The 21,951-nt window shown below is 65.7% G+C and carries 27 protein-coding genes; all 27 read right to left on the reverse strand.

Annotated elements, in window-relative coordinates; all coding sequences use genetic code 11:
- Position 1: 1 nt before the first annotated feature.
- The 27 genes from Y590_RS24800 to Y590_RS26740 all read right to left on the reverse strand — a co-directional run bounded on the left by Y590_RS24800 (position 2) and on the right by Y590_RS26740 (position 21,940).
- Entirely contained in the window at positions 2-529 is a 528-nt protein-coding gene (locus Y590_RS24800; protein ID WP_060772557.1) for a hypothetical protein, read from the reverse strand.
- 7 nt (positions 530-536) lie between these two features.
- A complete protein-coding gene (locus tag Y590_RS24805) occupies positions 537-944 on the reverse strand; it encodes a hypothetical protein (RefSeq protein ID WP_060772558.1) in 408 nt (135 codons plus the stop codon).
- Between the two features lie 25 nt (positions 945-969).
- Complete coding sequence (locus tag Y590_RS24810) at positions 970-1,848, reverse strand: FAD-dependent thymidylate synthase (RefSeq protein ID WP_060772559.1); 879 nt, start codon at positions 1,846-1,848, stop codon at positions 970-972.
- A gap of 172 nt (positions 1,849-2,020) precedes the next feature.
- Entirely contained in the window at positions 2,021-4,609 is a 2,589-nt protein-coding gene (locus tag Y590_RS24815) for a glycyl radical enzyme family protein (protein ID WP_060772560.1), read from the reverse strand.
- A gap of 87 nt (positions 4,610-4,696) precedes the next feature.
- Complete coding sequence (locus Y590_RS24820) at positions 4,697-5,263, reverse strand: hypothetical protein (RefSeq protein WP_060772561.1); 567 nt, start codon at positions 5,261-5,263, stop codon at positions 4,697-4,699.
- The gene (locus Y590_RS24825) at positions 5,260-5,556 is read right to left on the reverse strand and encodes a hypothetical protein (RefSeq protein ID WP_060772562.1); all 297 of its coding nucleotides are present in this window, start codon (positions 5,554-5,556) and stop codon (positions 5,260-5,262) included. The genes Y590_RS24820 and Y590_RS24825 overlap by 4 nt, the downstream gene beginning before the upstream one ends.
- Positions 5,556-6,131 (reverse strand): hypothetical protein, encoded by a 576-nt coding sequence (locus tag Y590_RS24830; protein ID WP_060772563.1) that lies wholly within the window; start codon positions 6,129-6,131, stop codon positions 5,556-5,558. The genes Y590_RS24825 and Y590_RS24830 overlap by 1 nt, the downstream gene beginning before the upstream one ends.
- On the reverse strand, positions 6,131-6,628 hold the full coding sequence (locus tag Y590_RS24835; RefSeq protein WP_060772564.1) for a hypothetical protein: 498 nt from the start codon (positions 6,626-6,628) through the stop codon (positions 6,131-6,133). Before Y590_RS24835 ends, Y590_RS24830 begins: the two co-directional genes overlap by 1 nt.
- A 39-nt stretch (positions 6,629-6,667) precedes the next feature.
- Positions 6,668-6,871, reverse strand: a complete 204-nt coding sequence (locus Y590_RS24840) for a hypothetical protein (RefSeq protein ID WP_060772565.1) — start codon at positions 6,869-6,871, stop codon at positions 6,668-6,670.
- On the reverse strand, positions 6,868-7,173 hold the full coding sequence (locus tag Y590_RS24845) for a hypothetical protein (RefSeq protein WP_060772566.1): 306 nt from the start codon (positions 7,171-7,173) through the stop codon (positions 6,868-6,870). The genes Y590_RS24840 and Y590_RS24845 overlap by 4 nt, the downstream gene beginning before the upstream one ends.
- Positions 7,170-7,457 (reverse strand): hypothetical protein, encoded by a 288-nt coding sequence (locus Y590_RS24850; RefSeq protein WP_060772567.1) that lies wholly within the window; start codon positions 7,455-7,457, stop codon positions 7,170-7,172. Before Y590_RS24850 ends, Y590_RS24845 begins: the two co-directional genes overlap by 4 nt.
- Positions 7,454-9,394 (reverse strand): AAA family ATPase, encoded by a 1,941-nt coding sequence (locus Y590_RS24855; protein WP_060772568.1) that lies wholly within the window; start codon positions 9,392-9,394, stop codon positions 7,454-7,456. Before Y590_RS24855 ends, Y590_RS24850 begins: the two co-directional genes overlap by 4 nt.
- On the reverse strand, positions 9,391-9,582 hold the full coding sequence (locus Y590_RS24860) for a hypothetical protein (protein WP_060772569.1): 192 nt from the start codon (positions 9,580-9,582) through the stop codon (positions 9,391-9,393). The genes Y590_RS24855 and Y590_RS24860 overlap by 4 nt, the downstream gene beginning before the upstream one ends.
- Complete coding sequence (locus Y590_RS24865; RefSeq protein ID WP_060772570.1) at positions 9,582-9,974, reverse strand: hypothetical protein; 393 nt, start codon at positions 9,972-9,974, stop codon at positions 9,582-9,584. Before Y590_RS24865 ends, Y590_RS24860 begins: the two co-directional genes overlap by 1 nt.
- Positions 9,975-10,042: 68 nt before the next feature.
- Positions 10,043-11,119, reverse strand: coding sequence for a metallophosphoesterase (locus tag Y590_RS24870; RefSeq protein ID WP_060772571.1), 1,077 nt, complete (start codon positions 11,117-11,119; stop codon positions 10,043-10,045).
- Positions 11,119-12,240, reverse strand: coding sequence for a hypothetical protein (locus Y590_RS24875; RefSeq protein ID WP_060772572.1), 1,122 nt, complete (start codon positions 12,238-12,240; stop codon positions 11,119-11,121). Before Y590_RS24875 ends, Y590_RS24870 begins: the two co-directional genes overlap by 1 nt.
- A gap of 80 nt (positions 12,241-12,320) precedes the next feature.
- Positions 12,321-12,737 (reverse strand): hypothetical protein, encoded by a 417-nt coding sequence (locus Y590_RS24880; protein WP_060772573.1) that lies wholly within the window; start codon positions 12,735-12,737, stop codon positions 12,321-12,323.
- A complete protein-coding gene (locus Y590_RS24885; RefSeq protein ID WP_060772574.1) occupies positions 12,700-13,161 on the reverse strand; it encodes an ASCH domain-containing protein in 462 nt (153 codons plus the stop codon). Before Y590_RS24885 ends, Y590_RS24880 begins: the two co-directional genes overlap by 38 nt.
- 73 nt (positions 13,162-13,234) lie before the next feature.
- Positions 13,235-14,347, reverse strand: coding sequence for a RecA family protein (locus tag Y590_RS24890; RefSeq protein WP_060772575.1), 1,113 nt, complete (start codon positions 14,345-14,347; stop codon positions 13,235-13,237).
- A 12-nt stretch (positions 14,348-14,359) separates the two neighbouring features.
- Positions 14,360-14,875 (reverse strand): hypothetical protein, encoded by a 516-nt coding sequence (locus Y590_RS24895; protein WP_060772576.1) that lies wholly within the window; start codon positions 14,873-14,875, stop codon positions 14,360-14,362.
- The gene (locus Y590_RS24900; protein WP_060772577.1) at positions 14,872-15,903 is read right to left on the reverse strand and encodes a 5'-3' exonuclease H3TH domain-containing protein; all 1,032 of its coding nucleotides are present in this window, start codon (positions 15,901-15,903) and stop codon (positions 14,872-14,874) included. Before Y590_RS24900 ends, Y590_RS24895 begins: the two co-directional genes overlap by 4 nt.
- Before the next feature lie 93 nt (positions 15,904-15,996).
- Positions 15,997-16,923: a T4-gp32 family ssDNA-binding protein gene (locus tag Y590_RS24905; RefSeq protein WP_144440077.1), complete on the reverse strand. Its 927-nt coding sequence runs from the start codon at positions 16,921-16,923 to the stop codon at positions 15,997-15,999.
- Positions 16,924-17,076: 153 nt separating this feature from the next.
- The gene (locus Y590_RS27505; protein ID WP_286161903.1) at positions 17,077-17,199 is read right to left on the reverse strand and encodes a hypothetical protein; all 123 of its coding nucleotides are present in this window, start codon (positions 17,197-17,199) and stop codon (positions 17,077-17,079) included.
- Entirely contained in the window at positions 17,196-17,747 is a 552-nt protein-coding gene (locus Y590_RS24910) for a hypothetical protein (RefSeq protein WP_060772579.1), read from the reverse strand. Before Y590_RS24910 ends, Y590_RS27505 begins: the two co-directional genes overlap by 4 nt.
- Positions 17,747-18,010, reverse strand: a complete 264-nt coding sequence (locus tag Y590_RS24915; RefSeq protein ID WP_060772580.1) for a hypothetical protein — start codon at positions 18,008-18,010, stop codon at positions 17,747-17,749. The genes Y590_RS24910 and Y590_RS24915 overlap by 1 nt, the downstream gene beginning before the upstream one ends.
- Before the next feature lie 64 nt (positions 18,011-18,074).
- Positions 18,075-21,479 carry a DNA polymerase III subunit alpha gene (gene dnaE / locus Y590_RS24920; RefSeq protein ID WP_060772581.1) on the reverse strand — a complete coding sequence of 1,135 codons (3,405 nt, stop codon included), beginning with the start codon at positions 21,477-21,479 and terminating at the stop codon, positions 18,075-18,077.
- On the reverse strand, positions 21,479-21,940 hold the full coding sequence (locus tag Y590_RS26740) for a hypothetical protein (RefSeq protein WP_144440078.1): 462 nt from the start codon (positions 21,938-21,940) through the stop codon (positions 21,479-21,481). Before Y590_RS26740 ends, dnaE begins: the two co-directional genes overlap by 1 nt.
- Between the last annotated feature and the right edge of the window lie 11 nt (positions 21,941-21,951).

Below are 21,951 nucleotides of genomic sequence, written 5' to 3' on the forward strand. Positions count from 1 at the left end.
ATTACTTCTCGGCGTTGGAGATCACCAGCGGCTCCACGCGCAGCCGGATCGGCTTGTCGCTGTAGAGATACTGGCCGGACCACTGCCGATACTCGTCGTTGACCGTCCGGTAGAAGATGTATTCTCCGGACGAGCCCCAGGTGCCCTCGTCGGAGGGCGTCTGGTCGAGCGTGTAGGCGTAGCTCGGGCCGGCGTCGTTGCGCTTGATCGCCGTCGGCTTGGTCAGGCGCTTCGAGCCGGACGTCACCTTACCCTTCACGACGTCGTAGGCGATCGGCTGACCCGCCTGGTTCATCAGCACGATGTAGCCGATGGCGCCGGGCTTCGAGGTCAGCTCGATGCGCCAGCGGATGTTGTCGATCTCGGCGTTCTCGGTGAACGAGATGGCGTTGGCCGCTTCCTGGGCCTTGCGGGACTGCTCGTTCTTGACGGTGTTGGTCTGGGACGTCGCCGGCATATTGCAGGCGCCGAGGGCGAGAGCGAGGCTGGCGAGCGCCAGGCCGGGGAAGAAGGAACGACGGAACGGCATGGACGGATCAGACCTCGCAAGCAGCGGCGTTGAGGGATTCGGGCGCGTCGGCGCGGAAGATGGCCTTGTTCATCTTCGAGGCGTCGGCGTTGTAGCGGGCGGCGATGTCCCGGCAGGACTGCTGCTGGCCGAAGAACTCGGTCCGCAGGTAGACCCGCTCCTTCGGGTCGGTCTCGGCGTCGAGCGCCTTCTTGTGCGCCCGGAGCTGGGCGACGCGGGCGTCGAAGACCTTGTTCAGGTCGCGGAACCGCTCGTAGGACGAGATGATGTTGTTGGTCTCCAGCGTCTTGCTGATGACCCGGCCGGGCGCCGTCGCGACGCTACCGATCGTGCCGACGGTCGAGGCGACGATGCCCAGACCGCCGAGAGCGACGATCCCGACGATGCAGTAGCCGAAAAGCTTGGTGGGGCTCACAGATTTCTCCTTCGCTAGATAGCGGTTAAGCGGCTTCGCGGACGTCGACGTTGCCGTCGTAGTCCTGATCGAAGACGGCCTCGTTCGCGAGAAGCTTGCGGTGCTGAATCCAGCCGCGCAGGTTCCCGTGAAGGTGCGGGTTCTTCCAGGGCCGCTTCGTGAGGCCGGTGGAAATGTCGGGCGTCGCCTGGTGCTCGGCCGGCGAGGCGTGAACGGGCTTCGAGACGACGAGACGCTCGTAGCGGGCGAGCTCGGCCTTGAAGTCGCCGTTGCCGTCGAACGGCTCGATCGTGAGCCGCGCGCAGCGGGCGGTGGAGAGGACCAGGAGCTCCTGCACCGTGAGCGTGCCGCGCTCGTTCTCGGAGCAGTAGGGCAGGTGCCACTGACCGTTCTGGAGCAGGCGCGGGCTCGACAGCGCCATCGCGGCGTCAATCTGGCCCGCAAGCACCTGGATCTCGGGCTGGGCGCCGGCATCGAGACGCAGGGCGAAGAAATTCTCCCAGTCGGTCGAGGTCACGAGGACGTCGATCGAGCCGAACCATTCGAGCGGCCGGTTGGCCCACTGCTTATGCAGGCCGACGCCGGTCAGGATGCGCACGCCGAGCTTGGTCATGTGGGCCATGCCGAGCCAAGTCGCCTGGGCGACGAACTTGCGCCAGCCGGTCATCTTCTCGACCGAAGCCATGCCCGGACGGTTCATCTCGTAGCCGAGCGGCTGGACGATCGACTCCTGCAAGAGCCGCTTGACGGGCACCGCGCGCGAGGAGCGGCCGTTCCGCGAGAAGACGCGGTGGGTCATGAACTCGGCGTGGATGAAGCGCGGGTAGCGCAGGTGAAGCGTGGTCAGACGAACGCCGTCGGGCGACAGGCTGTCCTCGATCACGCGAGCAAAGATCGTGTTCACGTTGATGTCCTCTATGTGCGGGAAGGGGAGGAGCGTTGGGCCGAGGGCGCACCTGCAAACCCTCGCTCCTCCCCGGTGCCTGTTCCCAGGCAGCGCTGCGTGTCTCAGTCAGCGCTGACTGATTTGTTATAGCGAGCGAGACGCGGCGTTTCGCTCGAAAAAGTGCGGAAGCTTACGCTGCCGCCTTCTCGTCCTCGTCGCCCTCGCGGAAGTCGATCGGGCAGGCGCCGGCCCCGCAATCGACGTGCTCGAAGCCGATCTCCTCCTTGACCGCGTTGTCGTTCGCGATCTCAGCGGCGATCTTCTCGAACTCCAGCTTCGTGACCGGCTGCTCGGGCTGATACTCGTAGGCCGTGGTGTCGGACTGCGGCATCACCGAGCAGCAACGGATCGAGAACTGGCCCTCGATCAGCGTGGTCAGGAACTGGTCGAAGCTGACGGTCTTCGGGTCATACTTCAACGTGTAGCTGATCTGGTTCCCGGACTCCTCCAGCGGGGTCTCGCCGTCATCGTCCACGCCCGTGAGCCAATACTTCTCCAGCAGGCGCAGGAACTGATACTGCTCCTCCGGGGTCGCCTCGGCCGCGGTCACGACCCATTCCCCACCGTCCAGTTCGCAGATCGTGGGCTTGGTCGGGAAGCCGACGATCGTGGTGCCGGAGTAGGACTTGAGCTCGCGAACCGGGTAGCCCTTCTCGCGATAGACCTGGATCAGCGGGTCATCGTGACGGAACTGCACCCAGCGCAGGAACTCGCGCATCGACGGCAGGTGCGCGCCCTCGGTCAGGCCGAACAGCTTCGACGTGGTGCCGGCCGGCTTGAACGTCGTGTTCGTGTGCGGCACGACCACGCCGAGCTCCTCGGCATACTCCTCGGCCTCCTCGACGATCGCCCGCTTGAAGCGCGAGACGGTCTGCCAGAGCTCCTGCGACTTCTCCTCGTCGATCAGGTCGTGCCAGGTGAAGCCGAAGCGAGCGTAGGCCCACTCGTGGAAGCCCGTCATGCCGACGCCGATGCGGTTCGTGCGCTTGACCTCGCGGCCGTAGAGGCAGTCCATCAGGTTCGTGCGCATCAGCATGCGAACGGCCGTCCGGAAGGCGTCCTCGGCGTCGTCGTCCCAGGCCCAGAGCCGCTGATCGGCCGAGAGATCCTGGTCGTTGCGCCAGAGCGTCCCGGCGTGGAACGGAACGACGTCCGCGATCACGCAGTAGGCGCCGAGCATCAGCAGGCAGATCTCGCCGCAGGGGTTCGTAATCATCGGCCAACCCATGCGGGCGCAGGCCATGACCAGATCCTTCATGAGCGGCAGGGTCTCGGGGTCGAGCTGGAACTTGGCGCTCTCGGCGACGAGACCGTCGAGGTAGCTGTCGAGCCCGTCCATCTTCCGGGTCAGCTTGTCCTGGTTGATGAAGCCCGGCTCGCCCGTGCCGTCGTGATAGGCGGCATGCGCAGCCGCACGCAGCACGCGGTAGGCGTGAGCCTCGTCCTCGGTGATGCGGGCGAAGAAGCCGAACGCCCGGCCCTTACGCAGAGCCTGGAGACGCGCTTCGAGGATCGGGCCGTCGGCGTAGCCGGCGCACATCGCATGGACCTTGCGGACCGCGGTCCGGAACTCCTCGTCGATCGTGACCGAGTTGTTCGAGCTCCAGAGGAAGCCGCCCCGCTTGATCGAGATGAAGTCGAGGACGGAGCGATCCTTCCAGAACTTCGTCGCCATGCGAGCAGCGCGACGGGCACCGCCCACGAGCACGCACTCGGCCGCGTAGTGGTCGGCGTAGAGAGCGGCCAGCCACGGGGCCATGCCGGCGTCACGGACGGCCGCGATCGACTTCACCGCACCCATCAGCGGGCCCGGACCCGACGCGGGGCGCCCCTGCATACCCATGATCGGGGCGCCGTTCGGACGGACATCCGAGAAGTCGAGGATCAGGACCTCCTCGCGGCGACGCTCGAAGGCGAAGCGCTCGATGATCTCGATGGCCTTGGCCCAGCCCTCGCGGCTGTCGGGCACCTTGAACGTCGTGATCTTGCGGCCCTGGTAGAGATGACGCGCGTCACGCTCGGTCAGGAAGCCGGTGATCTTGCCCGAGGCTACGTCGTCGTGACCCCAGCCGATGACCGGGACGACGATCGGCATCTGGTTGAGATCGGCGCGGATCATCGCGTCGGAGTAGTCGCGGCCGACGCCCGAGCCGTTCAGCAGCAGGTAGAACAGCAGGAAGGTGGTCGCCGAGGTCGAGCAGTTGGTGAAGACCTCCATGTTGCGCGTGCGCTGGGTCTCGTCGCCGTGCTGCAGGTGCCGGCCGGACATGAGCAGCGAGGCCTGGCGCAGGTGATGATGCGAGCGGTCGAACTCGCGCGCCCAGGCGGGCGGGTTGCTCGTCCATTCCTCGTTGGTGCTGGTCGCCTCGGGGTCGAAGTCGGGCGACAGCATCGCGTTGCCGATCGCGACGCGGCGCGCCACGTCGGCCCATTCCTCCATCTCGATCTTCTCGTGCGGGATGAACCAGCCCTGCACGCGCTCGCCGTCGCCCGAGTCCACGAAATACTCGGTCGGCGTGCCGTAGCCCTGCGCCTTGGCGAAGCGGGCGATCTGGCTGTCGAGGGAGGTCTTGTCGTCGCGCGGGATGTCGAAGGTGACGACGGTCTCGGCCGAGACGGGCTTCTTGATCTTGCGGTTCACGGTCCGGTCGGCGACCGCCTGCCCCATGCCGGGGAAGTAGGAGCGCGCTTCGGGAATGAGGGTGTTGGTGGACGTCATCGTGTTGCTTCTTGCTCTCGGTTCAGAGGGGCACGCATCGTAAATAAGTCAGTGATGACTGACCATTCTTGACACGCGAAAAACGGCCTACGCTGCCATGCGGAATGAGCCGCGCATCATGGCGAGCGAACGCCGAAACTCGTCGGTGAGGACACCGGCTTCCGCCACGGCGATGGCGTCGGCCAGGTGCTCGTTGTCGGCGATCAGCGGACCGGTCGCCTTGCCGCGGGCCCGCAGCCAGTCGGCGTGAGGATACTTGGCGACCATCGCCTCGATCATCTCACCCTTGCTCGCGTAGGGCTTCACGACGGCCTTGGTCTCCAACGGCATGATCTGTGTCACCGGAATCGGCGACGAGGCCAGGATGCCGACGACGATGCCGAAGGCGCGGCTCGACTTCGCGTCCTGGGCGCCCGAGGGGACCTCGGTGAAGATCGCGCTGACACCGGCCGCTTCCTGAAGGAAGGCCGTGGACAGCTTCTGCGACCGCACGAGGTCGTCGGCCGTAACGCGGACGGTCTTGTTCGGGTTCTTCTTGGTCACGATCAGCCGCAGCCCGGTGAGTTCGAGCTCCAGGGTGTCGAGATCGAGCAGCATCCGAGCCATTCCCCAGTGGGTGAAGCTCGGATCGTTCGCAAGGATGGGGATCTTCATGCGTATGCGCCCCAGTTTTCGGGGACGTCCTCTGGTTCGGGAGCCGGCAGCGGCGCCGGGTCCATGGGAAAATTGGGATACCGACGAATGGCCGGCGTCAAATCGGTCATGAACTCCCTGGAGTAGACTTCCAGGGTCATCGAGGCCGGACGGGTCACGACGCGATGAGGGGTCGCGTCGCCGCACTCCTCGAACCGCATCGTCTCAGCCGCACGCATCTCGCAGTTGCCGAGCTGGCCCTTGAAGACCGTGCCGTCGTCGAAGGTGATGGTGACGTTGGAGCCGGGGCGCATCAGAACATGCCCCAGCTGGCGTTGTCCTCGCCGAGATCCTCACGGGTCACGACGATGGCTTCGAGCTCCTTGCGCTCGGCCTCCTGCGCCAGCCGGATCTGCTCGCGCTTGAACTCGACCCGCTGTCGGGCCTCCTCCTGAAGCCGCGGCTTGATCCGCTGCGCTAGGTCGGCGACCAGCATGTCGTATTCGTTCCGCCCGATGTAGTCGTTGCGGTCGCGCGCCTTCCACGGCTGGCTCGGGTTGAGCCTCTGATGCTGGTAGGCGGGGCCGGCATCGTCTCCCGTCCGCAGCCGGATGTAGATGACGTCCACCCAGAGATCCTGGATGTCGATGAAGTTGCCGTTCCCGACGATCATCACGCCGCTGGTGTCGGTGCTCGCCTTGGCGATCTCGTGCTCGGGCGTGTAGTGGACGTCGGACACTGCCATCAGCGGACCTCTGCGGCCCTCGATCGCGCCCGTCGTGACCTCGAAGGGCATCCCGTTGATACGAAACACCCGGCCGTTCTCGTAGACGCCCTGAAGGAGCGCCTCTTGCCCGATGAGGCCCTGGAACTCCTCGGCGAAGGGCATTAGAACATGCCCCAGGCGTCGTTGTCCGCGTAGCGCTCCGACTGCTCGACCAGAGCCTCGGCCTCGCGCTCCGTCTCCTCGCGCTTGAGGCGGTCGAGGGTCTGAACGGCCAGGTAGTCGACGTAGGAGGAGAGCTGCCAGCCGGCCGTGTCGGCGTCCTCGAACCCACCGGCCTTGGCGCAGACCTGGCTCAGGCTGACGGCGAGCTTGGGCAGGAACCGATCCACGTTCTTCAACGGGATGTCGATCACCGGCCACTCGTCCGAGTCCATCAGCTCGAATTCGAGGATGTAGGGGTCACGCTTGCCGCGGCGCGCGCTCTTGAACAGCAGGTCGGTCCCGCCGTTGAAGGGCACGGTCTTGCCGCTCTTGGTCGAGCCCTCGCCGAAGTGAGCGTAGAGCTTGGTCGGGCCCGGCAGCATGTGAGCTTCGCCGGTCGCCGCCTTCTGCAGGATGGCGAGAACCTCGTCCGCCGCCTGCTCCTCGATCTCTGTCATCTCCGTTCCTCAGTCAGTGCTGACTTACTAGATATAGCGTCAATGAAGCGGCTTTTCACATCGCTTCAGTTGGGCTTTCACGTTGGCGAGGTTCCGGTGATCGGAAGGGGTCGCCGACGTGATGATGAAGCAGCCCGTCAGGACGTAGGTCCAGCGCAGGTGGTTCTTCTTCGTCTTCTCGATGGTCCAGCCCTCGCGCTTCTTCTGGCGCGCGAGAGCGTTCATGTCGCCCTTGAGGCTCATGGCGTCACCTGCAAGCCGTAGCCCGCAAGGGCGGCGTCGATCTCCTTGATCTGGCGCTCGAAGTAGGTGCGCATCAGCGTGCGCAGAACATCGAGTTCCGGCTCCCCGTCGAGGACGATCATGTCGGCCTCGTCGCCCGGACGCTTGCGCGTGGCATAGTCGCGCATCGGGTATTCCAGCTGCACCCGCACGAACTCGGGTCGATCCCGACGGTTGAGAATGCCGAGCTGCGTCGCGTAGTCCTTGCGACGCCGCGTCATGGACGCGATGGCTTCGAGATCCCGGCTGCTGACGGACTTCATGCGGCGTCCTCGATCTCGACGCCCATCTCCGCGAGCTCGTGCTCCGTGCGGTCAATGACCAGCTCGAAGTGACGCTCCATCGTGCGCAGCAACGCGAAGCCAAGGTCGGTGTTGAAGCGAGCCTCCTCGACGAACGCCTTGCGAGCCGCCGGCGAGAAGATCACCTTGGCATGAGCAAACTCTTTGGTCTGACCGCGCAGCTCTGCGGGGAGCCGTTCCTTGGCGTGCTTACGCTCGCTCGTTTTAACAGCGATCTTCTGGATCTGGTCAGTGGTGAGCTTCACGCTGCGATCTCCTCGATAACGCTGTCGCCGCGTGCCTTCTTGCGGACGACGATGGTGTTGCGGACCCAATCCTTGAGATCGGAGTGGCTGATGATGAAGACGGTCCCGCGCTCGCGAGCCTTCTCCTCCAGGATCATCGTCAGACGCTCGATGCCGGCCGGACACAGGGCGTTGTCGATCTCGTCGCCGATGAAGAGGTCGATCGGCTTCGTGGCGCGCGAGGCGACGAGATCCTGAAGGGCCATCGCCGCAGCGATTCGGACCTTGCGCTTCTCGCCGCCCGAGATGGCCGCGAACTCGTCGCCGCCCTGGTCGTGGGTGACGTCGATGGCGAACCGCTCCTTCAGGTTGCCCTTGGCGTCCTTGGTCAGGGTCGACCAGGTGGCGTGGCAGTTGCCGTCGGAGAGGGCGCCGAGATACTTGGCCGTCTGCGAGTTCAGGAACGGCGTGATCTCGTCCAGGAGCTCGGCGCGGGCGCCGGCCGGGGCGAACACCTTGGCAACCGCCTCGGCGACTTCGAGCGCCACGGTCGCCTTGCCGACGTGCTCGATCGCGTCCTTGACCTCCTGCTCCAGCTGCAAGACCTTGGCCTCGGAGCGCTCCTTGGCCGCGAGATGCGGATTGACCTCGGCCTTGAGCCGGTCGATTCCCTCCTTGATCGTGCGCGCCTCGTGCGACTTGGCCCGGATGTCCGCCTGGAGCCGGTCGTCGTCGCGCAGGGATGCTCTCAGAGCGTCGCACAGCGCGTTGGTCGCGCTGACGTCAGTCATTGATGCGCGATACGCTTCCAAGCGCTCAGTGACGCTCTGATGCGATTTCAGCGCTGTTTCATGCGCTGCTTTCGCGTCGCGCAGAGCGCGCAGCGCGTCGTTCAGAAGCCCCTGCTGCTTGGTCTGGGCCGGGGCGATGTCCTCGGCCGAGAACGGGCGGTCGCACGAGCGGCACGGGCAGCCGACCTGATGCGCCAGGCTGTCGAGGATCTCCTTCTCGCGCTTGGCGTCGCGGGCGAGCTGCCGGGCGTTGGTGTCGGTGCGGGCAGCCGCGATCGACGCCGCCTGCTCCTCCTCGATCAGCTCCCGCTCGCGCTTGCGCTCGATCTCGACCGCGGCGATCTGGGCCTCGGCCTCGTGGAGCTGCTTCTCGACGGCCGGACGGTCGATGGTCGCGCGTCCCTTGAGCGCCTTGACCTCGCCCACGAGGACACGGACCCGCGCGGTCTGGCCCTCGATGTGGTCCTTGCGCTTCTGCTCCCAGCGCTCGATGTCCGAGGTCAGGTCGAAGGCGATCCGGTCCTTCTCGTTCTCCAGGGCCTGCTGACGCAGCGCGAGCGTGTGTCCGGCCGCGGCGAGGTCCGCCTTGGCCTTCTGCACGTCGCCGAGCGCGATCCGGTAGCCCTTCTCCAGCACCGTCGCGCCGGCCGCTTCCTCGACCACGACCTTGAGATTCTTGTCGGTCATGCCCGGCAGGTCGGGCATCTGGTCCTGGCCGGCGTAGATCGCGCCGACGAAGACCTCCCAGGTGCAGCCGAGAATCTGGTTCACGATCTCCTGGGTGAGCTTGTCGGTGCCCTTGGTCAGATCCGTGACCGTGCCGGCCTTGTCCGTGTGGACGACGGTGACGCGGTTCTTGCCGGCCTTGTGCTTGCGATGCCGGGCGATCAGGTAGCTGTCATCGCCATCGAGCACGGTCGCGGCGACGCGGCACTGCTTGCCGACCTGGTTGTTGATGACGGCATCGCCTTCGACGCCCCGCGCCGTGGTGCCGTAGAAGCACCAAGCGAGCGCATCCGGCAGGGTCGACTTGCCCGAGCCGTTGGAATCGGCGGACGTGTCGACCTCGTTGACGCCTTGGATCAGCACGAGGCCGCGGTCGGCGAGCGCGAGGCTCGCCTTCCGGATCGTGCCGAAGTTCTCGATCTCGATCTTGGGAAACTTCACGGCTTGTCCTCGATCAGCTTAGGCGTGCCGGCGATGGTTCGCCCGATCACTTCCTCACTCAGCTCCGTCGAACCGACGGTCTCGCCTTCCTGGGCGAGTTCCGCGGCATCCTCGGGTGTGTCGGCGTCGACCTCGTAGAGACAGCGAACGCCGCGGGTCTCGAAGACCTCGATCTGGTAGCGAGCCATCAGGCAGCGGCTCCCTTCGCGACCATCTTGTTCACGAGATCGGCGTAGTCGCCGCCGATGACGCCGGCCGGGGCAGGGGAGGGCGCCGCATCGTCCTTGATCGGCTTCTTCGAGCCGGGGAACGGATCGCGACGCTGCGCGGACCCCTTGCGCTCGCTGCCGGACGTGACGCGGGTGCGCGCCTTGGAATCGTAGCCGGCGTAGTCGTAGTCCCGCTCGATCACGGCGTCGGGCGCGAGCTTCTTGTAGGCGAGGCAGGTCGACATCGGCAGGCCGCCGTGGCTCTGCTCGATGAAGTTCTCCACCTGGCGCGTCGTCTGCTTCTTGCCCTTCCCCTCGACGATGGAGACGAACTGCTTGGTCTTGAACGTGACGCGATAGTAATCGGGCACTCTGCTCTCCTGAAAGTCAGTGATGACTTAATAGAATTTACGCGACAGAACGCGGGTAGTCTGCGCGATTACTCGGTGGCTGCGCGGGCGTCTGTGATGATCTGCGCGGCACGGGCGGCGATGGCTGCCTCGTGGGGCGAGCCCATGCGCTTGATGAACCCGTTGACCGAGGTTTCGAGCGTGACACCCTTGGCCGCCGTCGTGCCGGTGCGGGCGCTCGCGACCTTGCGCTCCACCTGGAAGGTGATGCCGGCCGCGCCCATCCCTTCGAGCCCGCGCCGGAAGGCGTTGGTCTCAGCGTCGTCGAAGGCGAAGCCCCGGACCCGGACGTGGTTGTCCGCGACGATCAGCGGGATCTCCTCGCTCGGCGTGTCAGGCGTGACCTCGACGAAGGACGGGGCGCGCGAGGCGCGGTAGTTCACCCGCTTGTCATCGACGAGCAGGAACCCGGCCTTGGTGCCGATGTCCGAGAAGGTCTGGTGCGTCGTGGCGCCGATCGACCACACCTTGCCCGCCTCGAACGCGCAGTGGTGATGGTAGTGGCCGGCGAACACGCGCCGGAAGCCGAGCCCTGCCAAATAGGAAGGGGTGAGCCCGTGACCCGGCACGCCCGAGAGCACACCGTCGATGCCGGCATGGATCACGAGATCGGTCTCGGAGCAGTCGAAGCCCTTGCCGGGGACCTTGATCGTGCTCGCCAGCGCTTCGAGCGCCGCCTTGAGGTCGTCGAGCTTCGGAATCCACGGCACCATCGCCAGGCCGAGCGAAGCCAAGTGCATCGGCTCGGTGATGACGGTGAAGCCCTTGAGGCTCGACAGCGACTGAATGGCGTTGCCGAGCACCGTCGTCTCGTTGGACTTCAGGTCGTGGTTGCCGGGGATCGCCACGATGTTGAAGCCGTCCCAGGTGAGACCCTTGATCGTCTCCGAGACCGGGTTGAAGACCTCGGGGTCGATCGAGCCGCGCGAGTGGAACAGGTCGCCGGCGAAGACGATGGTGTCGCCGCCCGCCGCGCGCAGCTCCTGGGCGCCGCGCTTGAGCTCCGTCAGCATGTGGTCGAGGCGGGAGTTCAGCCCGCTCGGCAGCTTGGTGGAGTAGGCGCTCCAGTTGTGCGCGTGCTGGTCCGAGAAGAGAGCGTAGACCATCAGCCGCGGCCTCCGGCGATCAGGCGCAGGCCCTGCTGCTGCTCCTGGGCGACCGACGAGAGCAGGTCGCGGTAGCCGTTGAGTGCCTTCGTGTTCTCGCCCACGAGCGAAATCATCTGCTGGAAGATGGTCGTGAACTGGTCGATGCGACCCAGCGCGGTGCCGAGCGCTTCCTCCATGCGCTCCACGCGGTCGAACAGCTCGGTCGCGGTGCGCTTGGGCACCGCAACGGTCTCCTCGACGGGCTCCTCGATCACAGCCGGCGTCTCGGTGATGACCGGGGCAGGGGAGGGCGCGAGATCGGGGACCGGCAGGGTCTGGCGCCAGAGCGCGATGACGCCGCGAATCTCCATGCGCATGCGGTCGAGCTCGGCGTCGGTCAGGTGGATCGAGTGACCGAAGGCAGCGGTAGCCTCGTTCAGCCGGTCGGCCTCGGCCGAGACGAACATGACGGCGCGACCGCCCCGGCCCGGCTGCCAGGCCGAGAGCGTGTCGGAGAAGCCGGCGTTGCGCAGGCAGCGGCCGGCGTTCATGTGGTGCTGGAGCTCGGGCCGGACGATCTCGTAGACGCCCTTCGCCTTCACGTAGAAGCGGCCGTCGAGCTCCACCGCAATCTGCTCGGCCGACGTGCCGCCGATCCGGAAGGTGATCGCCTTGAGCGGCTGATCGGTGCCTTCGAGGCGCATGCCGTCGAACGGGATGTAGACCGGCAGCGCGATCGGCGAGGGCGTCGGGGTCGGCGTCATGGTCTTCTCCTCGCGTTCCCGCACGAGCCTGCGGTTCTTGGCGATCGACTTGTTGCGGGTGAGATCCTTGCGGGCCTGCTCGATGAAGGCCTTGTCACGCACGACGCCGAGCATCGCGTCGGCCTTGTCCTCGTGCAGGTAGTAGCCCCAGGGGTGGACGGCGTTCTTCTTGACCAGGGCCCAGTGCCGGCCGGGGACGCGGTTGCGCGTCTCTGCGGCGATGGCTTGGCCCAGTTCCTCGTCGCCGATCACAGCGTCGGCAAGGGCGCGCCCCAGGTCGCACATGCGGACCGAGGGGACATAGGTGCCGTTCTTGTCGAGCAGGCCAACGCGGTTGTTACCCTTGACGCTCGGTAGCGGCTGGAAGCTCTCCATCTTCACTCTCGTCGTGCTCCGTGTGCTCAGTCATCGCTGACTGACTCGTTATAGCAGCGCACGATCGGCGTTTCAGTCGGCTAGAGCTTCAGGACGCCTGGCTTGTGAAGGAAGTGGTCGAGGGGCAGGAAGCGCTGGAGCGAGCCGCCCCGGCCGCGGCCCGTGTAGTTCAGGACCTTCGCCTTGTCCCGGTCGAAGAAATTCTCGATCCGGGTCAGGTAGTAGCCCTTGTCGTCGTCCTTGAGCTTCACGCCCACGAACTTGATGCAGCGGGCGCGCATCTGGATCAGCGTGCCGTCGTCGATCGCCCAGCAGGCGGTTCCCGATCGCACCGCGTCCGAGATGCAGGCCTCGCCCGACCGGTAGATCTCCTTGCGGCTCCGGTAGGCGAGGTAGACGCGCTCCCCGTTCGGATATTGGTAAATGCCGCCGTAGAGACGGTTGCCCTTCTTGACCTTCTCAAGCAGCGTAACGAAGGTCTTTTTCGAGGATGCCATTGGGGTCCCACTTCCAAATACCCTGGGCACCACGCACCGGCACGGGCTCGATAAGCGGACGATGATCGCGCAGACGCCAAGCGAAGCGACCGACTTCCCACCAGCCGTAGAGCTGCTCCTCCTCCGTGACGTCCTCGAAGTCCTCCTCGGTGATCTGGTCACACGAATGGAGGAGCGCGGTGCCCAGGAGATAGCCGTTCGGCATATCGTCCAGGTGCCGCGGGAGGTTGGTCTCGAAGTAGTAGCGGGCGAAGGTCGGGTTCGCGAACGCCGCCCGCTGCTCTGCCTTGATGGTCTTGGTCGAGGCGATCCCGATGCGCTTGCCGATTAGGCGCTCCGGCGCGGGCCAGCCGCGGGTCTCGTTGAGCTTGAACCCGTGCGCGGCGAGCAGCGCATACGGGTTCCAGATTGAAATGACGTCCATAGCTATCCCTCTGTATCACAGAGAGATAGCGGGTTTCGCGAAGCCGCTCTAGGGCGGCTTCGCTGTTTTGGCGCTACGCAGCGTCCGAAAGAAGCAGGGCGTTGTCGGCCTCGGTCTCGCCGGTCAGCTCGGCCGCGTCGACTTCCTCGGGCTCGTAGTTCTTCGGCAGCAGGTCGTGGAGCTTGGACAGCTCGCCGGCCTTCTCGATGTGCCGAGCCAGCTGCTCCTTGTGCCAGCTCTTGCCCTCGAACTCGACGTAGCCCGGCCGAGCCGTCTTGAGGAGCTTCTCGCCTTCGAGGAACTCGATCAGGCTCCGCTCGATGTCGAACTTGCCGGTGCCGTCGGGCTGGAACATGAAGCGCCAGGACGCCTTCTGGAACGGCCGGACGACCTTGTTCTTGGCCGTGGTCGCCGAGATCTCCATGCCGAGGATCTCGGCGTTCTCGCCCTTGCCCTTCGTGATCTTGGCCGCGGCGCCGAGCATCAGCTTCACGGTGTCGTAGTAGAGCGGCGCCTCGCCACCCGGCGTCTTGCGCGGGTCGCCGTAGACCACGCCGATCTTCATGCGGATCTGGTTCAGGAAGATGCCGCAGACGCCGAGCTCCTCCAGGTAGAGCGCGAAGGCCGGGAAGTGGGCCGAGGTCGCGCGGGCGAGCGCGGTGTTGTCGTTCATGTTGCGGTCGCCCATCGCCTTGTCCTTGCCCGTCTTCATGTCGAGCAGCGCGGACTGGGGCACCATCGAGGCGAGCGAATCGAACACCCAGCAGATCGGGGCCGACGGCGAGATCAGCTTCTTGTCGCGGATCAGCGTCGCGGTCTCGACGCAGGCGGTCAGGCTGTCCTCGAAGGTGCGCGGCTTCTTGTAGACGAAGGTGCCGGGCTTGGTGGACAGGCCGATCCGCTCGCCCAGCGGCATCGAGTAGGCGCGCTCGTGGTCGGACAGGCCGGCGAACCCGCCCGCCTTCTGGGCGGCGATCATCGCGCGCGTGGCGATGGCCGTCTTGCCGGCAGCCGACGGGCCGGCGATCTCGACCATGCGGGCGACGGGGAAGCCGCCGTCCCAGCGGCCGGACAGGGCGTAGTTGAGCGGCGCGTAGCCGGTGTCGAGGAAGCCGGTGACGGTGGATTCGGGGTCGCTCTGACCGAGCGCGCCGAGAGCCTTCGCGATTTCAGCAGCAGATGCCATGTGTCTTGATCCTTATTCGTCAACAAAACCGACGCCATCGTCCAGATCAGCCGAAGCTGCGGGCGAGACGTCATCGTCCTCGTCGTCGATGAAATCGACGCCGTTGATGGTGGGAGCGGGCGCAGGACTGCTCTGCTGCCGCTCGAATTCGTCGCGCGCGTCCTTGCACATGCGCCCGCCGATCTCCGCGACGGTCAGACCGGAGCGGGTGGGCGCGCGGGAGCCGGGCTGCGGCACCTGGGTGAAGGCCGTGGCGCGGGCGCCGGCCGGGTAGGTCGGCACGCGATCGGGCAGGGGCGCCGGCGTGAGCAGGCCGGTGGGCAGCTCCATGTCGAGCTTGAAGCCCGTGGCCGGCGCCTGGGCGGCCGCGACGGCGTTCAGCCGGGCCGCCTGCAAGCGCAGGGCGACGTAGGTGAAGGCCTTCTCGACCTGCTCAACGCTCGCGCCGGCCTTGGTGAGCGACTTGTTGAGGGTGTCGCCCACCTTCGCCGCGCGGGTCACAGCACCTTCGATCGTCTCGGTGCTCATGCTGCCTCCTTGTTGCAGTCAGTGCTGACTGACGTTTCGGGGTAAAAGGGCTCGACCCAGCGGTCGATGTCCTTCGTGATGGAGTTGAAGACCCGCTCCTTGCAGAACTCCTCGAAGGCTTCGAGATCGAACTGCCCCTTGTTGAGGCGCGGGCGCTCGGGCTGGGGAATGTCCGGATGGTTGAGGTCCATCAGACGCAGGTTGCGGTAGAACCGATCCCGCTTCTCCGGCTCCGAGCAGAAGTCGGCGAGCTTCTTGGGGACCTTGACCTTCTGGATCTCGACCGCCTCGAAGAAGCCCTTCACGTCGCCGAACTGGATGACCAGCTCGATCGCGCCCTTCTCGCCGACGCCGCCGACGCCGGGGATGTTGTCGCCGGCATCACCCTGGAGCGCCTTGCATTCGAGGAAGGCGCGCGGGGAGGGGACGCCTCGCCACTCGACGTCCTCGATCAGGTCCGGCAGGCCGGCGCCCTGCTTGACCTTCTGGGTCTTCATGTAGCCGATCTTCTCGGAGAAGGTCGCCGACGTGATGCGCTTGTCCTGGATCGGGTCCCACCAGTTCACGCCCGGCTGGACGAGCTGGAGCCAGTCCTTGTCGCCGGAGCAGAGCACGACGCGCTGGCCCAGGGCCCGATAGCGACGCACCAGGATGCCGGCCCAGTCGTCGGCTTCGAGGTTGGCCGCGGTGAGCTGGGGCACGCCGAGCAGCGAGAGCGCCTTGCCGAGCACGGGCTTCTGCTTGCGCCAGCTCTCGCGCACAGCCATCTGCGCGATCTCGTAGGGCTTGACCGAACCGGACTTGTCCCGGTTCTCCTTGTATTCCTCGAAGGCGTCCTTGCGCCACGTCGCACCGTCCCACAGGACGATGGGCTTGAGCATGGGGTAGCGTGCCAGCGCCACGCGGATCATCCGCAGGCCACCGAACACGCCCTGAACCTCGACGTCGCCCACGGTGAGCTTCGTGGTCGAGGTCGCCGCGAACCCGATGTTGTTCGCGTCGATGAGCAGATAGCCGATCTTTTCCATTTCTGAGCCTCCTGACGGGCAAAGGGCGTCAGCCGCTGCCGACTGACGCCCCATGTGAAGACGGGCGCTGACGCCCGTCCCGTGTGCCCTGGATCAGGCGTCGAGGTCGTTGAGCAGGTCGGCGAGCTCGGAATCCTCGTCGACAGCGGCCGGGGCGGGCTTGGCAGCCGCCTTGGTCGGGGTCTTCTTGGGCTCCTCCTCGATCACCGCGTCCTCGACGTCGGGCTCCTCCTCGACCACGGTGCGGGTCGGGGCGGCACGACGCGGGGCCGGACGCTCCTCCTCGACCTCGGCATCGGCCACCTTCGCCGAGCTGCCGGTCAGGAGACCAGCGGCGCGGGCCGGGGCCGCGAGGGCGAGCGAGATGCCGGTGATGCCGGAGATGGCATTCAGCGCCTTGTTCTCCTCGCCGCGGAAGAACTCCTTCTCGATGAAGGCATCGAGATCGAGCTCCTTGGCCTTGGTCATCTGGTCCTTGGTCACGCGCTCGGAGCCGCGGAGCTTCGGCATCACCTTGTATTCGGTGTCCTTGCCCTTGCCGGAGCGGGTGATGATGAAGTCCAGACCCTCCTCCGCGTCGAACGGGTCGACCTCGGAGCCGTATTCCTCGGCCATCGTCATCAGCGACCCGAAGGTCGTCGGGGTCAGTTCGAGGATCTGCGGGTCGGGCGAGCCGTCGGCGCCATCACGGATGATCGCCTTCACCAGGACCGACTTGCGGGTCTTCATCTCGGCGACCAGCTTGAGGGTCTGGTCGTCGCCGACGTGCTTGGCCGCCTTCTCGATCGCGGCGTCGATGGGGCACGGCTTGTCGTAGACGACATCCGAGCAGCCGACGACCGCGAGCACCTTGCCGGCCTCGTCCTTGATCCAGTGAACGCCGAGGTCGCGCCAGAACTTGCCCTCGGTCTGGATGATGCGGACGGTGGTCCGGCCTTCCTTGATCTTGATCGTCTTACCCGAACCGCGGGAGTAGCGGTTCTTGGCGCCCTTGATGAGCGCCATCATTTCGGGGGACATACCAGCCATTTTCGTCACACTTTCTGCTTGCTAGGTGGGCCGAAGCCCTTGGTGCTGCTTGGATTGCTTGCTTTCGCTAAGTCGCTGTTTAGCGTTCGCTCTTGCTATATAGCGACTTCGCGTCGGCGTTTTCGTGTCTTGCGACAGGAAACATCAGCGCTTGCTGATCCGGTGATACCCGCGCCATCCGCCGAAGCGGGGACGGTTGCGGGTGAGGTAGCCCCAGGTGCCGAACCAGCAGCACCCGAGGATGAGAGCGATGACGTCGGAGCTCATGCGGCCTCCGCGTCGGTGGAGCCGGCCCGGCGAGCCTCGAAGCGGGACCGCTGGCGCTCGGCCGCGGACTGCATCTCGGCCTCGGCCGCCTGGCGCCGGGAGATCGAGACCTCGCCCTTCATCTCCTCGCGGGAGATCAGGCCCATCTGCACCAGCATGTCGCGCCGGTGCCGGAAGGCTTCGAGCGCGGCCTTCGCCACGTTCTCGACCTGCTTGGCCTCGTTGAGCGCCCGCTTGGTGACGATGACCTGCCGCTCGCGCGCGACGCGACCGGCGATCGAGGCCTCGGTGAACTTCTCCCCGAGGTTGGTGAGGCGGTCGCGAATCTCGCGGCCGGCGCGGGCCTCCTGGTTCTCCAGGAGGAGCTTGAGGTCGTCGACCTGCTTCGAGGCGAGGGACGCCTGGATGCCGTAGTGGACGAACAGTGAGGACTGCTCGACCATGCCGGACGTCAGGTCCGAGGGCGAGAAGCGGATGTCCCGCTTCAGCTCCTCGGCGTTGACGAACATCTTGACCTTGGGGACGGTGACGGTCGGTTCGTCCGACATCACACGCGCTCCGGCCAGTGCCAGGTGCCCTCTTCGCCCGGCGCGCCCTCGCGGATCGCGTCGATGGTCGGATAGGGCGTCGCACCGGGCGGGAAGATCGTCAGGGCGCAGACGGTGCCGACGCCCTGCTTCTTCTCCGCGTCGTTGGGTTCGTAGACCGCGGTAATCATCGCGGCCCAGCGGACGCCGGCCTTCGTGCGACCGCACTCCCGCGTCGTGTAGTGGACCATGCGCCCGACGCTCGGGCGCTGCTTCTGAGCCATGTCTGCCTGTGCTCCTACTCAGTCAGTGCTGACTGATTTGTTATAGCGAAAAGAGAGCGGCGCTTCACTCGGTAAGCGACGCGGCGACAGCGAAGACCTCATCGAGCTTGGCCTGCTTGGCGGGCTCGAAGAAGATCTCACCCGGAGCGAACCCGATCACGAGGTTGGCGTCGAGAGCCTTGGAATAGACGACCTCACCCGCGAACTCGGACGCCTTGCCCTTGAAGTCGGGGATGAAGTGCCGGACGGTCGAGGAGCCGAGCAGCACGATGCAGGGCGGCTTCAGGATCTCGATCTCCTTCATCAGGTAGGGCGAGTAGGCGGTGATCTCCTTCGGGGAGACCTGCTTGCCCTCCTTGGGCCGCTTGATGAGGGCGGTCCAATAGGCGTCCTGCCGCTGAAGATCGGCTGCATCGAGCGCGGCCTTGATCCACTCGTTCATCGTGCCGCCCGTCTTCGAGCCGAGGAACGACATGAAGCCGCTCTCGTCCTCGCCCTTGGCCGGGCAGTCGGTGATGACCATGAACCGGGCCTTGCGGCCGATCGTGGGCTTAACGGGCATGCCGTCGTCATGGTGCCCGTCGCAGTAATCCGCGACCAGCGTGATGATCTTAGCCTTCTCGAAGGAGCCGATGTCCATCTCGCGCGCGATCGGGACGTGCGCCGTGATGAGGCCGGGGAGCAGCTCGCGCTGATCCTTGACCCGGCTGTCGTGCTTGGCCGGCAGCTGACCAGGCTCGATGCGCGCGAAGGCGCCCACCTTGTTCAGCGTCTCGACGTGCCGGACGTTGCAGCGACGCCGCTCCACCCGGTCGGTCAGGTCCTGCATCGACTTGAACGGCCCGGCCGCGCGCGCCTTCAGAATCGCGTCCGTCGTGTTGGCCGAGATCCCCTTGATCCGGTTGAAGGGCATGCAGAGCCGGGCATCGGTCACGATCTCGAACTGGCCCGTCGAGTGGTTGATGTCGGGCAGGTCGACCTCGATCCCCATCCGCTCGGCGTCCTTCATCAGGCCGGGCAGCTTGTCCTGACCCATCTGCGACAGCGCAGCCGCGAAGAACTCCACCGCGTAGTAGGTCTTCAGATACATGGCCTGATAGGAGATCAGGGTGTATTCGACCGAGTGCGACTTGTTGAAGCCGTAGCCGGCGAAGCCCTCGATCTTGTCGAACAGCGCGCCCGCCCAGTTGGCATCCTGCTTGACCGTATCCACGCAGCCCTGGACGAACTTGCCGCGCTCCTTCGCCATCTCCTCGGGCAGCTTCTTGCCCATGATCTTGCGCAGCTTGTCGGCCTGGGGACCCGTGTAGCCGGCGATCACCTGGGAGATCTGCATGACCTGCTCCTGGTAGACCATCACGCCGAAGGTCGGCTTGAGGATCGGCTCCATGAGCGGGTGGTCGTATTCGACCTCCTCGATCCCCTGCTTGCGCTTCCAGTAGCTGTCCATCATGCCCGATTCCATCGGACCCGGACGGTAGAGCGCGGTCGCGGCCGTGATGTCGTCGAAGCAGATCGTGCCGTCCTTGCCGAGCTCCTTCAGCAGGCGCCGCATGCCGCCGCCCTCGAACTGGAAGATGCCTGTCGAGATCGCCTTGGCGAAATTCTCCAGCACCTTCGGATCGTCGAGCGGGATGCGCAGCAGGTCGACCGTCTTGCCGCGGCGCTTGCGGATGTAGTCGCGCGTGGCCTCGATCAGGTCGAGCGTGTTCAGGCCCAGGATGTCCATCTTGACCAGGCCCTGGTCCTCGACGATGCGCTTGTCCCAGCAGACGACCGGCAGCTCCGGAACCTCTTCCTCGCCCTCCTTGGGCTTGGCCGGGGCCTTGCGACGCTCGATCACCGCCCGCTCGACCAGATCGCAGCCGGCCACGACGACGCCGGCCGCGTGCTGACCCAGCGCCGACATGCAGCCTTCGAGCTCGCCGGCCGTCTTGGCGAGGAACGGGTTCTTGCTCGCCCAGTCGGCGATCTCCGGGACCTCCTTGATCGCCTCGACGAGCTTGACGGGCTGGCCGTGCTTCTTGGGCACGAACTTCGAGCAGCGGTAGTCGTCCTCGGGCAGGCGGAAGGACTTCGACACGCCGCGGATGGCCGACGAGGCGCCGAGCTTGAGGAAGTTCGACACGCCCGCGACGCGCTTGGCGCCATACTTGTTGATGAGGTAGGTGAAGACCTCGTGGCGCCGCGCCGACATGAAGTCGAGGTCGGCGTCGGGAAGGTCGAGACGCTCGGGGTTGATGAAGCGCTCGAACAGGAGACCGAAGCGGATCGGATCGCAGTCGGTGATCCCCATCAGGTAGGCGATCAGCGAGCCACCCACGGAGCCGCGGCCGGGCCCGACGGCGATGCCGGCGCCCTTGGCGAACTGCACCACGTCCTGCACGAGCAGGAAGTAGCCGCAGAACTTGAGGTTCTTGAGCACGGACAGCTCATACTTGAGCCGCGGCGTGTAGACCTCCTTGAGCTCGTCCAGGCTCGGCCGGTGCCCGAAGACCTGCGCGCCGAACCGCTTCGACCAGCCCTTCTTGCACTCGGTCACGACAGCCGCGAACTCGTCGGGCGCCATCACCGGCAGCGAGGGCGCGAACTTCTGCCACTCGTATGTGACCTTGGAGACCAGCGTCTCGGTGTTCTTGAGGCCCTGGAGGAAGGCCCCGCCCGCGCCCTTCACGCCGCGGAACTCCACGAGCCGGCGCTGGCTCTCCTTGCAGAGCTCCACGAGACCCTTGAGCGAGCGCGGGTGCATGTCGCGCGCCGCGTTGATGTAGGCCCAGGGCTCGTCCATCTTCACGTTGCGGCGGATTGCGTTCATGACGTCGGTCGCGTCGGCCCCGCCCTCGGGATAGAGGCTCGGGATCGTCGTGAGCAGCGGCAGGCCCAGCGTGTTCGCCAGCTCGATCGCGCGCGTGTTCACCGTGTCCCAGTAGGGCGTGTGAATGGGCGTGAGCGTGAGGAACACGTTCTCGCGCGTCACAGCGTCAGCGATGCGCTGCAAGATGCTCTGCGCGTCAGCATGCGTTCCGACGCTGTATGCGTCGCTAGACGCGATTGCGACGTCATCCGCAGTGAGCGTGTCGAGCACTGAATAGAGATCAGCGAACGACAGCTTGGCGTTGTTGTAGAAATGGTCCTCGTCGTTGGCGAGCGACAGAAGCTTGTAGAGCCCCATCAGGCCCGCGCCCGAGAGCACGTAGTAGGTGACGAAGAACTCGGCCGGAGCCTTCTTGTCGTCCTTCGTCTTGCGCCAGGTGATGTCGTCGACCAGGCGCAGGCGGGCGCCGATGATCGGCTTGATCCCGGCCGCCTTCGCCTTCGTCGTCAGCTCGGGCAAACCCGTGACGGACATGGTGTCGGTCAGCGCGATGGCCTTGGAGCCGAGCTCCGCGGCCTGCTTCACGAGCTTGCCGATGTCGTTGATGGATTCGCCGATCGAGAAGTTGGACCGGGCGGCCAGGATCGCGTGCATTAGCTTCGGGGTCTCCGATTTTGAGCCTGCTGCACGGGCGTCGCCCAGCGGCAGTTGTCAGGCTCGTAGTTTCCGTTGGTATCCTCGCGGTCGAGGGTCTTGTTGGGCGGTCGCTCGCCCATGTCCGCGAGGAAGTTCTCGAAGCTGTCCCAGCGGGCGCAAATCGTGATGCCGCGTCCGCCGTAGTAGCTGTAATTCTCGGCGTCCGGATTCAGGCAGCGATTACGCATCATCTGCCAGGACGTATAGGTTCGATCGTGCGTCTTACCGTGAGTGCGGCGCTTCTCGCTGCGGAGCTCAATGGAGATGCAGCCACAAGACTGCACCTTTCCCCTGCGAAGACGATTGCCCGTCGTCGTGAGCTCCGACCCGCAGTCGCACCGGCACTTCCAGGCGGCTGCGGGTCCGATGTTACCGTCGCGCTCGATCACGGTGAGCTTGCCGAAGCGCTCACCACTCATGTCGGGAGCGA

The organism is Methylobacterium sp. AMS5 (assembly GCF_001542815.1).
Lineage (GTDB): Bacteria > Pseudomonadota > Alphaproteobacteria > Rhizobiales > Beijerinckiaceae > Methylobacterium.

Excerpts from the sequence above, each read along its gene's own strand:
- Y590_RS24800 (WP_060772557.1), bottom strand. The coding sequence starts at position 529 with ATGCCGTTCCGTCGTTCCTTCTTCCCCGGCCTGGCGCTCGCCAGCCTC.
- Y590_RS24815 (WP_060772560.1), bottom strand. The coding sequence starts at position 4,609 with ATGACGTCCACCAACACCCTCATTCCCGAAGCGCGCTCCTACTTCCCC.
- Y590_RS24820 (WP_060772561.1), bottom strand. The coding sequence starts at position 5,263 with ATGAAGATCCCCATCCTTGCGAACGATCCGAGCTTCACCCACTGGGGA.
- Y590_RS24825 (WP_060772562.1), bottom strand. The coding sequence starts at position 5,556 with ATGCGCCCCGGCTCCAACGTCACCATCACCTTCGACGACGGCACGGTC.
- Y590_RS24830 (WP_060772563.1), bottom strand. The coding sequence starts at position 6,131 with ATGCCCTTCGCCGAGGAGTTCCAGGGCCTCATCGGGCAAGAGGCGCTC.
- Y590_RS24835 (WP_060772564.1), bottom strand. The coding sequence starts at position 6,628 with ATGACAGAGATCGAGGAGCAGGCGGCGGACGAGGTTCTCGCCATCCTG.
- Y590_RS24840 (WP_060772565.1), bottom strand. The coding sequence starts at position 6,871 with ATGAGCCTCAAGGGCGACATGAACGCTCTCGCGCGCCAGAAGAAGCGC.
- Y590_RS24845 (WP_060772566.1), bottom strand. The coding sequence starts at position 7,173 with ATGAAGTCCGTCAGCAGCCGGGATCTCGAAGCCATCGCGTCCATGACG.
- Y590_RS24860 (WP_060772569.1), bottom strand. The coding sequence starts at position 9,582 with ATGGCTCGCTACCAGATCGAGGTCTTCGAGACCCGCGGCGTTCGCTGT.
- Y590_RS24870 (WP_060772571.1), bottom strand. The coding sequence starts at position 11,119 with ATGGTCTACGCTCTCTTCTCGGACCAGCACGCGCACAACTGGAGCGCC.
- Y590_RS24875 (WP_060772572.1), bottom strand. The coding sequence starts at position 12,240 with ATGGAGAGCTTCCAGCCGCTACCGAGCGTCAAGGGTAACAACCGCGTT.
- Y590_RS24880 (WP_060772573.1), bottom strand. The coding sequence starts at position 12,737 with ATGGCATCCTCGAAAAAGACCTTCGTTACGCTGCTTGAGAAGGTCAAG.
- Y590_RS24885 (WP_060772574.1), bottom strand. The coding sequence starts at position 13,161 with ATGGACGTCATTTCAATCTGGAACCCGTATGCGCTGCTCGCCGCGCAC.
- Y590_RS24890 (WP_060772575.1), bottom strand. The coding sequence starts at position 14,347 with ATGGCATCTGCTGCTGAAATCGCGAAGGCTCTCGGCGCGCTCGGTCAG.
- Y590_RS24895 (WP_060772576.1), bottom strand. The coding sequence starts at position 14,875 with ATGAGCACCGAGACGATCGAAGGTGCTGTGACCCGCGCGGCGAAGGTG.
- Y590_RS24900 (WP_060772577.1), bottom strand. The coding sequence starts at position 15,903 with ATGGAAAAGATCGGCTATCTGCTCATCGACGCGAACAACATCGGGTTC.
- Y590_RS24905 (WP_144440077.1), bottom strand. The coding sequence starts at position 16,923 with ATGTCCCCCGAAATGATGGCGCTCATCAAGGGCGCCAAGAACCGCTAC.
- Y590_RS27505 (WP_286161903.1), bottom strand. The coding sequence starts at position 17,199 with ATGAGCTCCGACGTCATCGCTCTCATCCTCGGGTGCTGCTGGTTCGGC.
- Y590_RS24910 (WP_060772579.1), bottom strand. The coding sequence starts at position 17,747 with ATGTCGGACGAACCGACCGTCACCGTCCCCAAGGTCAAGATGTTCGTC.
- Y590_RS24915 (WP_060772580.1), bottom strand. The coding sequence starts at position 18,010 with ATGGCTCAGAAGCAGCGCCCGAGCGTCGGGCGCATGGTCCACTACACG.
- dnaE (WP_060772581.1), bottom strand. The coding sequence starts at position 21,479 with ATGCACGCGATCCTGGCCGCCCGGTCCAACTTCTCGATCGGCGAATCC.
- Y590_RS26740 (WP_144440078.1), bottom strand. The coding sequence starts at position 21,940 with ATGAGTGGTGAGCGCTTCGGCAAGCTCACCGTGATCGAGCGCGACGGT.